General features: G+C 48.8%; 1 protein-coding gene (only partly in view). It reads left to right on the top strand.

Going from position 1 to position 14446, the window contains the following annotated elements:
• Positions 1–14446: the 3' end of a beta strand repeat-containing protein gene (locus ACSYTE_RS04895; RefSeq protein WP_491716345.1), read on the top strand. Its footprint begins 19097 nt before the window's first position; 14446 of the gene's 33543 nt are visible here — the last part of the coding sequence; its start codon lies beyond the left edge, outside the window; its stop codon occupies positions 14444–14446.

The raw sequence follows: 14446 nt of genomic DNA, 5'->3' as shown, positions 1-14446 counted from the left end.
ATCTGCTGCTGTAATTGCTAGCTCCGCTGCCAGCGCTGCTAGTTCACATGCAGCAATCGCATCTAGTGCTGCATCTGATGCTGCTGGTGATGCAAGCAATGCTAGTGCGGCCAATAGCACGGCTGCCAGTGCTAATAGTGATGCAAGTAAGGCTGCTTCCGCTGCAAGTAGTGCTGCCGCAAAGGGCGATAGTTCTACTGCATCCACGCAATCATCAATTGCTAGTGCCGCTGCTAGTGCCGCTAAGTCTGCCAGTGATGCTGCTGCTAGTGCCGCTAATGCCGCTAGTTCCCACGCTGCAATTGCTAGTTCCGCTTCTAACCAAGCTGCTAATGACAGCAATGCTGCTGATAGTGCTAACTCTGCTGCTTCAAATGCTAACTCTGCTGCTAATTCAACCGCATCTGGTTCCGCTGCTGGATCAGGCAGTGCATCACAAGCTAAGAGTTCCGCAGCTAGCGTATCATCAGCAGTTTCAATTGCCGCTAATGCTGCCAATGCTGATGCTAGTGGAGCAGAATCATCTGCTAAGATCGCTAGTACCGCTGCGACCGTAACCAGTGGCTACAACAGTATGGCTGCTTCGCAAGCCGCTGCGGTTTCTAATTTAGCTTCTGCTAACTCAAGCAACGCCGTTGTAACGAGCGCCGTATCATTTGCTACCTCTGCTGCTGGAACGATTGCTAGCTTGAATGCTACGGCATCTTCTGCTAACTCAGTTGCTGCTTCTGCTGCTTCTGCTGCTAGTTCCGCAGCTGTGCAAGCATCCAGTGATAGTGTTGCCGTTTCTAAGGGTGTGGATGTGGTCAACACATTCGCTAGTCAAGCTAACTCAGCTTACGCTACTGGTGATGCTACGGTCGGATCGATTTACAACGTCCAAGCATCCAGTGCTGCTGCTAGCCTAGTTGCTTACCAAACTGATGCTTCGACTCAAGCTGCGATTGCAAGTGCCGCTTCTATAACTGCTAGTTCAGCTGCCAGTGTTGCAGTTGCTGCCGAAAGTGCTGCTTCGAACGTTGAAGTTTCATTGAGTAGCGCATCCACAGCTGCTAGTTCAGCTGCCAGCGCTGCTAACAATGGGGCAACGAGTGGGGCTGCCAATACCAGCACCGCTAACTCAGCCAGTGCCGTTGCCGGAAGCGTCAACTCAGGCGATGCTACCAACGTTGCTTCTGCTAACTCATACGCTGCCGATGCATCATCATCAGCTAGCTTAGCTAGTTCCAATGCTACTAGCATCAATTCTGTAAACAGTAACATTGCGAGTCTTTCATCCGCAAACTCTGGGAATGCATCCGTTGCTAGTGCCGCTACTGCTGCTAGCTTAGCTAATAGCACCATCGCATCACTCAATATTGATGCGCAAGCTCAAAAGAGTACGGCTGCCAGCGCTGCCATCGTTGCTACTAGCATCCACAGTGTTGGTGATAGTTCCGCTAGTGCTGCGATTTCCAGTGCCTCCGTTGCGGTTTCTAACAACGTTGCATCTGCCAACTCCGCTTACCTAGCTGGTAACACCAGTGAGGGTGATAGTTATGCCAAGACGGCTAGTGCAGCTGCTTCTACTGCTAGCGTCACTGCCCAAACGATGATCAACAACTCCAGTGCAATTCTCTCATTGACCAACATCGCTAGCCTTGCCGCTTCTAAGGCTGCTAATGACGTGGTTCAAATTGGGGTTCAAATCAGTAGCTTTAACTCAGCATCATCAGCTGCAGCATCTGCAGCTAGTGCCGCTAATGGTGGAAACAGTGCTGCTAGTTCAGCATCATCTGCCTACAATTCAGCTACTTCTCAAATTAACGCCAACTTTAGCACTGCTGGAACGGATGTAACATCTGCAAACTCATACAGCGCGGTTGCATCGAGTGCTGCTAGTGTGGTTAGTGGGGTAAATAGTTCAGCTAACGGCTTAGATAGTATCGTTAACAGTTACTTGAACAACGATCCAACTAACTCCGCATTCAAGAGTTACGCTTCATCTGCTAATAGCATTACTGCTACGATTAACAGCCTCAATACTGATGCCCAAAATCAAAAGAGTACCGCATCCAGTGCTGACTCTGCTGTTAACTCATACTACGCATTGATCAGTAGCGCTTCTGTTGCGGTATCCAATGCCTCTGTTGCTGCTAGTGTTGCCAACAGTCTCGCTGTTTCAGCTTATGAAGCTGGAAACACTTCAGCTGGTAGTTCTGCGATGGTCAGTGCTGCATCATACGCTACCTTTGCTAGTTCCACTGCGGTTGCAACTAGTGGTTATGCTTCACTTTCAACTAGCTTAACGACGGTTGCAAGTACTGCTGCTAGCCAAGCCGTTGATGATGAAAGTAATGCTAACATTGCCGTTAGTTCATTGAATAGCGTTGCTTCAGCTGCTAATGCCGCTGCTGCCAATGCTGGAAGTGCTGGTAGTTCGGCTGCCGCGAGTGCCAGTTCTGAAGCTAATTCAGCTAATAGTGCTGCATCGATTGCTGCTAGTGGTGCCAATGCAAACGCTAGTGCTGCATCGATCGCTAATTCAACTGCATCATCTGCTGATAGTGTTGTTACTAGCTACTCCAACAATGCTACGCAACAATCATCATCAATGAGCAATTACGTTTCAAACAACCCAAGTAACGCTGCTATTAGTACTGCTAACTCAGCATATCAAAGTGCTAGTGCTGGATTATCCAGTGCTAAGAGTGCTACTGATGGTTACTCAAGTACTGCAAGTTCTGCTTACAGTACCGCAAGCTCCGCTGCCTCCGTTGCCAATAGTGCTAGCGTAGCCGCAAGTATCAACGCTAGTCTTGCTAGTTCTAATGCTAGTGATGCAGTTGATGCTAATAGTGCTGGTAACTACTCATTAGCAAGCAAGTACAACTCCGCTGCTGCTAAGAATGCTGAAGATGCTTCTAATAATGCAGTTGCTGCTAATACTGCGAGTGACACTGCAGCTACTGCTAATTCAACTGCGCAAGCTGCTGCTAAATCTGCAACTTCCGAAGAATCGGTTGCTTCTGGCTTGAACAGTGTTGTTAACTCTGCTGTTGCCGCTGCTTCAACCGCCAGTGCCGCTGCTAGTTATGCGAGCCAAGCAAGCAGCGATTCCATTGTTGCTTCATCTGCTACCAGTGGGGCTTCATCAGATAATGCGAAGGCCAGTGCTGCTGCTGGTTCTGCTAGTTCAGATGCTAGTTCAGCTTCTAACTCAGCTGATTCTGCTAAGTCATCAGCAGCTGCTGCTAGTGCTAGTGCTGCTATTGTCAACTCAGCTGCCTCTGCTAACCCAAGTAACGCTGTAATTAGATCCGCTGCATCAGCCGCTAATTCCGCTGCTTCCGCTGCAAACTCAGCTGCAAACGATGCAAGTTCCCAAGCATCAATCGCATCGAGTGCTGCGAATGCTGCTTCTAGTGATGCAAGCACTGCCAGTTCTGCTAATAATGCTGCATCTAATGCTAATAATGCTGCCAGTTCTGCTTCCGCTGCTGCAAGCACCGCTGCCCAAAGTGGTGATAGTAGTGCTGCATCCACGCAAGCATCAATTGCTAGTTCTGCTGCTGCTGCCGCTAAGTCTGCCAGTGATGCTGCATCCAGTGCCGCTAATGCTGCTAGTTCCCACGCTGCAATTGCTAGTTCAGCTTCTAACCAAGCTGCTAATGACAGTAGTACTGCCGCTAGTGCTAGCTCAACTGCATCCAGTGCTGAGAGTGCTGCTAATTCCGCTTCTGCTGGATCTGGTGCTGGGGAAAGCAGTGCAAAACAAGCTAATAGTGCCGCTGCAAGTATTGCGAGTGCGGTTGCCATTTCTGCTAGTGCTGCTAACACTGATGCCAGTGGGGCAGAATCATCTGCTAAGATCGCTAGTTCCGCTGCGACCGTAACCGATGGTTACAACAGTACGGCTTCATCGCAAGCTGCTGCAGTTGCTAGTTTAGCTTCTGCTAACCCAAGAAACTCTTTAGTATCTAGTGCCAATAGTGTTGCTGCTTCGCTTGCTAGTCAAGTTGCTAGTTACAACAATACGGCTGCTAGTGCTAATGCAGTTGCTTCAAATGCTGCGAGTGCCGCCAGGGCTGCTGCTAATCAAGCTAGCGCTGATAGTGTTGCCGTTTCTAATGGGGTAGTTACAGTTAATGCGTTTGCTAGTCAAGCTAATAGTGCCTACAACGATGGAAATCCAACGGCTGGAGCAATCTTTAATTCTCAAGCCGCTAGTGCCGCTGTTAGTCTAGTTAATTACCAAAATGATGCATCTAATCAAGTTGTAATTGCTAGCTCTGCTTCTGCAGTAGCATCTAAAGCTGCTATCGATGCGGTAAATGCTGAAAACTCTGCTTCGATTGTTGAAATTTCATTAGCAAGTGCCACTAGTGCTGCTAATTCAGCCGCTAGTCAAGCATCTGGGGCCAACTCCAATGGTAATAGCGAAAACAGTACCGCTAGTTCCGCTAATTCAGTTGCCGGAAGTGTCTACAGTGGTGAAGCTGAGAACGTTAGCCTAGCGAACTCGTATGCTTCCGATGCATCATCATCAGCTAGTTTAGCTTCATCGAATGCTGATAGTATTGCGGTTGTTAATAGTAGTATCGCTAGTTTATTCAAGAGTAATTCTCTTAACCAATCCGTCTCTAGTGCTGCTAGTGCTGCCGCTTCTGCAAATGCTGCAATTGCATCGCTCAATACTGATGCTCAATCACAAAAGATCACGGCATCCAGTGCTGCTAGCGTTGCCAATGCTATTCATGCTTCTAATTCAGCACTTAGTGGTACAATTTCCAGTGCTTCAACTGCAGTTTCTGACAACGTAGCTTCCGCTAACTCAGCTTACCTTGCTGGTAGTACCAGTGCTGGTGATAGCTACGCTGCTGTTGCAAGTACGGCTGCAAGCACCGCTAGTGCCACTGCCCAAACGATGATCAATAACTCAAGTGCAATTGCATCATTGACTTCGGTTGCCAGTGTGGCTGCTTCTAACGCTGCTAATGACGTTCAACAAATGGGTGTTCAAATCAGCAACTTCAATAGTGCTGCCAGTGCTGCTAATAGTGCCGCTAGTGCTGCAACGAGTGGAAACGCTGCCGGAAGTGGGGCATCATCAGAAGCTAGTTCCGCATCTGCTTCGACATCTACTGCCGCATCGACTGCTAACGCTAATAGTGCCGCTGTAAGTTCTGCTTACAGTACCGCTAGTTCCGCATCCAGCTTAGTCAGTGGTTACGTTCAATCAGCTATCGTCATCGCTGGTTCGATCAATTCCTACTTCAACAGTAATTCTAGTGACGCCATCTTCATTAGCGCTGCTTCATACGCATCCAGTGCTGTAACTGCAATTAGCAGTTACAACTCCGATGCTGCTACGCAAAAGAGTATCGCTGGAAGTGCATCGTCTGCGGTTACTTCACAAATTGCTGTGATCACGAATGCAAGTTCTGCAATTGCAAGTGCAGTGATTGCTGTTTCAAATGCTAATACGCAAGCTGATTTTGCCTTCAAGACTGGTGATAATGTCACTGGTTCCAGCTACACGGCAATTGCCTTAGCTGCCGCTTCCACTGCAAGTCAACAAGCTTCATCTGCCGCTAGTGCTGCTGATGCAACGACTAGCTTAACTAAGGTTGCAAGTACTGCTGCTAGTCAAGCCGTTAACGATGAAAGTGCCGCTTCAGGCGTAATGCTTTCCTTGGCTGCTGCTAAGGCCGGTGCTGATTCAGAAGCTGCTAAGATTGCTTCTGCAGGGGCTAATAGTGATAGTAGTGCTGCATCCAGCGCTGCTGCCGCTGCTGGTTCTGCCGCTACTTCTGCTAATTCAGATGCTAGTTCCGCATCTAACTCTGCTGCAGACGCAAGCAAAGCTGCTGCGAGTGCTGCATCTACTGCATCAGCTAACCCAAGCAATTCTACAATTAGTTCGGATGCATCCACAGCTAGTTCCGCTGCGTCAACGGCTAGTTCCGCTGCGAGTGCTGCTAGTTCACATGCTTCAATTGCTAGTTCTGCCGCAAGTCAAGCTTCGGCTGATTCATCTGCTGCTAGCTCAGCTAATAGTGCTGCTAATAGTGCCAGCTCCGCTGCATCTAGTGCTGCCAGTGCTGCAAGTACTGCTGCCGCAAGTGGTGATAGTAGTGCCGCATCTAAGCAATCATCCATTGCTAGTTCTGCTGCCAGTGCTGCTAATAGTGCCAGCGCCGCTGCTTCCTCTGCTGCCAGTGCTGCGAAGAACCACGCTTCAGAAGCTAATTCCGCTGCAAGTCAAGCTTCAGCTGACAGTAGTAATGCTGATAGTGCCAAATCTGCTGCCACGAGTGCTTCCAATGCTGCTAGTTCAACCGCTAGTGCTGCGAGTGCTGCTGCTGGCAATAACTCCGGCACCTCATCTTCAGCCAATAGCTATGGAACTGTAATTGGTACTAACACTTCGAATGCGACTACCGATGCCAGCCAAGCTTCGATCTTTGCATCAGAAGCTAGTTCCGCTGCCGTAGTTGTGAGTGGCTTTAGTAGTAACGCCCAAGGGCTTGCTTCTTCCGCTAACTCATTAGCTTCTGCTAACCAAAGCAACACGTATGTTCAATCACAATTAGCATTGGTTAACTCAGCTTCTGCTGCGATTGCTAGTTACAGTGCCGATGCAGCTGTTCAATCTTCAACTGCCAATAGTGCTTACGCAGTTGCTTCTAGCGCCGCTGCAAGTGCCGTTGCCATCTCCAATGCAGCTAGCGTGACCGTAAGTACCGTTAACAGCTTAGTTGCCGCTGCTAATAGCGCCTACACTAAGGGTGATGCCAATACTGGTTCCGTTTACGCAGCCCAAGCATCTGCTGCATTGCCTGGATTGAGTTCACAAGCTTCTGCGGTTGCATCAGCTGCTGCCCTTGCATCGAGTGCAACTGTTGTTGCATCTGATGCTGCATCTAAGGCTAAGGCTGACGAAAATAGTGCTTCGATTGCTCTCAGTGCTGGATCAGCTGCCGAAAGTGCTGCTAGTTCTGCTGCGAGTGCTGCAAACAACGGTGCTAGTGCTGGTAGTGCTAACAACAGTACTGCTAGTTCCGCTAATGTGGTTGCTGGAAGTGTCAACTCAGGTGATGCTACCAACGTTGCTTCTGCTAATTCATACGCTTCTGATGCATCATCATCAGCTAAGTTAGCTAGTTCCAATGCAACTAGCATCAATTCTGTAAACGATAGTATCGCTACGCTTGCCAAGAACAACTCCTTGAACCAATCAATTGCTAGTGCTGTGACAGCTGCAAGTACAGCTAACTCGATGATCAATTCATACTCTGTGGATGCAAGTTCACAAGCATCTATTGCTTCGAATGCTGCTGCTTTAGCTACTAGCGTTCATGGTTCAGATGGTTCACTTTCAACCACGATTTCAAGTGCTTCGGTTGCAGTTGCAACGAACGTCGCTTCTGCTAACTCCGCATACTTGGCTGGTAACACCACTTCTGGTGATAGCTATGCTAAGACTGCTAGTGAAGCTGCTTCTACTGCTAGCGTCACTGCCCAAACGATGATCAACAACTCCAGTGCAATCTTTAGTTACACTAACATCGCTAGTGATGCCGCTTCTAAGGCTGCTAATGATGTTGTTCAAATCGGCGTTCAAATCAGTAACTTCAACAGTGCTGCTAGTGCCGCTAATAGTGCCGCCAGTGCTGCAACGAGTGGTAACGCCGCCGGAAGTGGGGCTTCATCTGAAGCTAGTTCAGCATCTGCTGCTACTTCAACTGATGCTTCGACTGCCAATGCTAATAGTGCCGCTGCAAGTTCTGCTTACAGTATCGCTAGTTCAGCTGCTACCACGGTAAGTGGTTACGTTCAATCAGCTAGCGTCATTGCTAGTTCGATCAACTCCTACTTCAACACTAATTCTAGTGATGCAGTCTTCATTAGTGCTGCTGCATACGCATCGAGCGCCGTTAATGCAATTAACAGTTACAACTCCGATGCTGCAACCCAAAGATACATCGCTGGAAGTGCATCGAGTGCGGTTACTTCACAAATTGCTGTGATCACGACTGCTAGTTCCGCAATTGCCAGTGCTATCAATACAATCTCTAGTGCAAATGTACAAGCTGGCTTTGCATTCTCAACTGGTAATAACGTCAATGGATCAAGCTACGCATCCATTGCCGTATCTGCCGCTGCCTTTGCAAGTCAACAAGCTTCATCTGCCGCTAGTGCTGCTGATGCAACGACTAGCTTGACGAAGGTTGCCCAAAGTGCCGCTAGTCAAGCCGTTAACGATGAAAGTGCTGCTTCAGGTGTAATGCTTTCATTGGTTGCTGCTAAGGCCGGTGCTGATTCAGAAGCTGCTGCAATCGCTTCTGCAGGAACTTCCGGAGATAACTCTAAGGCCGCTAGTGCTGCGAGTGGTGCTAAATCAGATGCCAGTGCTGCAGGTAATTCTGCTACTTCTGCTGGTTCAGATGCTAAGTCAGCAAGTGCTGCTGCTGCTTCGGCAAATGCCGCTGCCTCTGCTAACCCAAGCAATGCGGTCATTAATTCCGCAGCTTCCGCAGCTAACTCTGCTGCTTCCGCTGCCAACTCAGCTGCTAGCGATGCAAGTAATCAAGCATCAACTGCTTCGAGTGCCGCATCTGCTGCTGCTGATGATTCAAGCGCTGCGAATGCTGCTAATAGTGCCGCATCCAATGCTAACAGTGCCGCAAGTAGTGCTGCAGCCGCAGCAAGTACGGCTGCCTCAACTGGTGATAGTAGTGCCGCATCATCAGCTGCATCAATTGCCAGTTCTGCTGCTTCTGCTGCCAAGTCTGCCAGTGATGCTGCTGCCAGTGCCGCTAGTGCTGCTAGTTCCCACGCTGCGATCGCTAGTTCAGCTTCTACCCAAGCTGATAACGATAGCAAGGCTGCATCTGCCGCAAACTCAATTGCATCCAGTGCATCTACTGCTGCAAGTAGTGCTGCTAGCGAAGGAAGCAATGGAAACAATTCAGCTAATAGTGCAAGTAACACGGCTTCAACCGCTAGTTCCGCTGCTATTTCATACGCAAGTGGTGCTGATGCGAATGCTTCCGCTGCTAAGATTGCTAGTCAAACCGCATCATCTGCTGATAGTGTGGTAACTAGTTACTCCAACAACGCTACTCAACAAGCTTCAGCAATGAGCAACTACGTTTCTAACAACCCAAGCAACGCTGCAATTAGCAGTGCTAACTCAGCATATCAAAGTGCTAGTTCAGCCCTTAACAGCGATAAGAGTGCCACTGATGGTTACTCCAGTGCTGCAAGCTTTGCTTACATTGCTGCAAGCACGGCTGCATCAACTGCTGATAGTGAAGCTAACAATGCCAAGACCAACGCTAGTCTTGCAAGCACCAACGCTAGTCAAGCCATTTCAGCTAATAGCGCTGGTAACTACTCACAAGCCAGTGCTTACAACTCGACTGCCGCTAGTTTCGCATCCGCTGCCGCTACGAATGCTGATAATGCTAATACCGCAAGTCAAACTGCAGCCTCAGCGACTGTAGCTGGCCAATCAGCCGCTTCTGCTGCTGCATCTACTGCAGCCGCTGCCGCAGCTCAAAACAGTGTTGTTAACTCGGCCGTTTCCGCTGCTTCTACCGCCAGTGCCGCTGCTAGTGATGCCAGTGCTGCTAGCTCTGCTGCCAGCCAAGCTGCTGGTGATAGTAGTGCTACTAACTCAGATACCAGCGTAACTTCAAGCGCTGCTTCTGCCGCTAGTTCCGCTGCCAGTCAAGCTACTTCTGATAGCTCGGCTACTTCATCTGCTGCTAGTGCTGCCAACAATGCTGCTTCTGCCGCTAACAGTCAGGCTTCCGCACACTCTGGTAACAGTTTGATCAGTTCTGCCGCAAGCACCGCAACCAGTGCCGCCAGTGCTGCTAACTCAGCTTCTTCTGAAGCATCAAGTGCTGCATCGATCGCATCGAGTGCTAACTCAACTGCAACGAGCGCTAACTCTGCTGCCAGTTCCGATTCAAACGATGCTTCAACGGCTTCAGCAATTGCATCCAGTGCCGCTGCTGCCGCTAGCTCTGCCGCCCAAAGTGGTGACAGTTCTACCGCATCCAGTGCTGCTTCAGTTGCATCGAGTGCCGCTAATTCTGCGAATGCTGCTAAGTCCAGAGCCGACAGTGCTGCATCCGCTGCCGCTAGTGCCGCTAGTGCCGCTAGCTCTGCTGCTTCCAAGGCTGATAGTGCAAATAGCACTGCAACCAGTGCCGCTTCAGTTGCTAGCTCCGCTAACTCAGTTGCTTCATCTGCTTCCGCTGCCCAAAGTGCAGGTGCCGACAGTGGCTCCGCCGCTTCCAGCGTGGCAAGTAGCCAATCGGCTGCCGTAAGTAGCGCTGCTAATAACGCTAACAACGATGCATCTGCTGCATCTAGTTACGCTAGTCAAGCTGACTCTGCTGCTTCTGCTACTAACAGCATCAGTAGTAGTGCCCAAAGCGATGCTTCACAAGCTAGTGCTGCTGCTAGTGCAAATCCATCTGATAGCTTCATCCACTCGCAAGCTTCAATTGCTTCGGATGCTGCAAACACGGCTAATAGTGCTCAATCAGATGCTGATAAGCAATCCAGTGCTGCTAATAGTGCTGCCAGTGCTGCCAGTGCCGCTGCTTCGAAGGCGACTGCCGATTCCAAGGCAGCCAACGATGCCGCAAGCACGGTTAACAGCTTAAGTTCTGCTGCTAGTTCCGCCTTTGCTGGTGGTGATACTTCTGCCGGAAGTATCTACAACAGTCAAGCTTCCGCTACTGCTAGTGGAATGAATAGCCTTCAAAGCGATGCCAGTGCTCAGGCTTCAATCGCCAGTGCTGCTAAGTCCATCGCTAGTTCCGCTGCTTCAGCTGCAATCAGTGATCAAAGTGTCGCTTCCAGCGCTGCTGCGGTTGCTAGTTCCGCTAACTCCGCTGCTACTTCTGCAGCCCAAAGCGATGCTGGTAACAACAACACCAACGCATCAAATGCTGCTAGTGGGACTTCGAACTATGCATCTAACGTTGCTAATGACTTTAACGCCACTAGTAATAATGCCTCAATTGCGGCTTCTGCTTCCGTTGCCGTTGCTAGTGATTCTGCTCAAGCATTGAATTCTGCTAGCTTGGTTAACTCGATCGTTGCTGCTAATTCCAGCAATGCTACCATTAGTGCTGCGGCTCAAGTTATCAACTCGGTCGCACCACAAATAGCTAGCTTGAATGCCGATGCTTCTGCACAAAAGAGTTTGGCATATGCTGCGACTGCTCAAGTTAGTTCAGTTGCCGTAGTTGCTAACAGTGCCAATGCTACTGCTAGTGAAGCTGCACGGGTTGCTAACATTTACTCATCATTAGCTGCTAGTGCTACTGGTGTTCACGATTACCAAAACGCAAGCAAGTACAATTCATCTGCTGCTACTAATGCTGCGACTGCAAGCGCAATGGTCTCAATTGCGTCAAGCGCATTCAGCGTTGCCGAGGCTAACTCCGCGGTTGCTTCATCCGCAGCCATTGCAGCTGTCAATGATGAAAGTGCTGCTAACTCATTGTCAGCAGTGGTTAATGCTGCTACGCAATCTGCTGAACAAGCTAGTTCGGCTGCTAGTGATGCTGCACGGGCCTCATCGGCTGCTGCAAACGGTCAATCAGACGTTGCTGCAGTTGTTAAGGATTCACAAGTAACTAGTTCGGTAAGTGTTCAAACTGCATCGAATAGCTTGGTTGCTTCACAACAAGCCCAAAGTGCAATGAACGCTGCTCAAGGTGCTGCTAAGGATGCAGCCGCTGCTTCATCAGCTGCGACTGCTTATCCTAAGGATCAAGTTGTTCAATCAAACGTTCAACTTGCTTCCTCCGCTGCTTCAGTTGCCAATAGTGCTGCTAGTCAAGCTTCATCAGCTGCCAGCGTTGCTAGTTCTGCTTCTGCATTAGCTAAGAGTGCTAGTCAAACTGCTAATTCCGCATTGAGCGCTGCTAATAGTGCCAATGCTTCAGCCCAAAGTGCTGATTCAGTAGCTAGTGTTGCTGCACAAAGTGGTGACAGCATGACCGCCAGTTCTGCACGGTCAGTTGCTGAATCTGCTGTTGCAACGATTGTAATTTACAGAAACCAAGCCGATAGCGCTGCTAGCGAAGCTGCTTCATTAGCTTCCGTTGGTTCAGCTGCTGAATCGACTGCCACTTCTGATAACAACGTTGCGCAAAGTGCTAGTTCAGTTGCGAGTGCTGCAAACTCCGCAATCAACAATGAAATTGCGGCTGCAAATGCTGGTACTAACACTGCATCGCAAGTGAATAGTTCTGCTAATTCTATTGCTTCAGTTGCTGCGAGTGTGGCTAGTGGTGCTAACATCAACACCAGTGCAATTGATAGTTATGCAAGCGTTGCTAATTCAGCATCAACGGCTACCGCTATTGATAACGGTTCGGTTGCCAGTGCAAATAATGCAATTGCAAGCATGACTGCTCAATTCCCAACGAATAGTGTTCTTGCTACCCAAGCCAGCGTTGCTAGCTCTGCTACTAGTGCTGTAAATAGCTTGAATAGTGATGTCGCTACTCAAAACAGCATTGCAAGTGCTGCTAAGTCTGTTGCTCATTCAGCTAGTGCAGCTGTAAGTTCGGCTAACAATGACATTCAAAAGGATGCTACTTTCGCTAGTTCTACCGCTGCTCAAGCTACTTCTTACTATGTAAATGGTAACCGGAGTGCTGGTGATATTTACAACAGTCTTGCTACTTCAGCAATGAGGGATGCAATGACTAACAGCACATTGGTTAACTCAGCTGCTTCGTTAGTTGCTTCTAACCAACAAGTTGCTAGTTCTGCTGCTGCTAAGGCACTTGCTGATCAAGTTGCAGCCGATTCGTTGAATGCAACGACATCATCAGCATTGAGTCTTGCAAACGATGCTTACCTAGCTGCTTCGAATGCTAGCGTTGCCGTTAGTGATTCCGTAGTAACTAGTTCTGCAAACAGCACTACTAATAGCGCTGCTGCATTTACGAGCTACGCATCTAGCGTTGACTCAGTAATTAACTCCAATGCAATCGTTGCTACGCCAGTAATTAGTGCTAACAATAGTTCAGCTGCTGCTGGAGCAAGCCTCTTGGCTTCAATTGCTAGTGCTAACCCAGGCGATGCTTCTCTTGCATCACTTGCTTCATTAGCAAGTAGCGCTGCTTCAGTTACGAATGCAGCTGCAATCTTTGCTGCTTCGGTTGCGGTTACGGTTAGTTCCGCTAACAGCACCACTAGTTCAGCAAACAGCGTTGCACAAAGTGCGCGGACTGATGTAAACAGTGATAATGCTGCTGCTTCTAGTGCTGCTTCAGCTGCCAGTGCTGCTGCTAACGTTGGTAACAATAGCGTTGCTAGTTACTCTCGTTCAGTTGCAGATGCTGCTGCTAGTGATGCAGTCGTTAAGAACAGCATTGCTAACAGTGCCGCTGCAGCTGCGAGTGTTGCTAATTCAATTGCAGTATCGCTTGCTGGAACAATCAGTATGAACAGTGCTCTTGCATCCAGTGGAAGCAGCGTTGTTTCCTCCGCTGCGAGTGCTGCGCTTAGCTACAGCGCATCAGTTAGTGCTGCTAAGTCGAGTGCATCTAGTGCCGCTAGTTCATCAGCTAGCAGCGCATCATCCAGTTCATCAGCTACTAGCTCCGCTTCATCTAATGCTAGTTCTGCCGCTGATTACTACAGTGCTGGATTGAACGATGCCGAAAGTGGCATTGCTAAGAATGCTTCATATGCTAGTGAAGCGACCTACCAAGGTGCTTATGATGGATACGTTGCTGGATCTAACAATGCTTCATCGGTTGTTGCTTCTGGAGCTTCATCAGTTTATGCTAGTGACTTTGCGAGAGCTTATGAAGTCGGACAAAGTGATTATGCTAGTGAATACGCACGTGGTAAAGCTGCTGCTAAGGCTGATACGATTGCTACATCGTCGCTACGTGGTAAGGCAAAGGGATATGTTGATGGATACGTTAATGAATTCAACGCTAAGTTGGCTAAGCATTCATCATATGTCTACAACAAGAAGAAGATTTACCTTTACGACAAGGCAACGTTTGCAGTTGATCAACGGTTAGCTAAGTCTAGCAAGATGTCCGGTAAGAACATCGATGGATTCAAGATCAAGAAGATTGCGGTTTCTGCTAGTGGCCTCGTTCGTTACTACATCAAGAACGTAATCTCTGGTTCAAAGGGTGCTTACATCACTGCGAACCATGCTTATGTAGCCAATGTTTACTATCAACAATCAGACCTGAATGGAAGTAATACCGTTAAGGTTATCAATCCTAAGGGTGCAATTGTTCATGGTGAAAAAGGCTTTAAGACCAGCAAGAAATTCTACAAGGTTGGTTCTAAGGTCAAGGTAAACAAGGTTGTTAAGTACAAGGGAATTACTCGTTTCTACATTGGAAAGGGTAAGTACCTAACCAGTAACAAGAAGTTCGTTAAGTTCATCTAG

Source organism: Nicoliella sp. ESL1120 (assembly GCF_058508515.1).
Note: the sequence above shows the minus strand (reverse complement) of the source record. Positions and strands in the feature narration are given on the sequence as shown.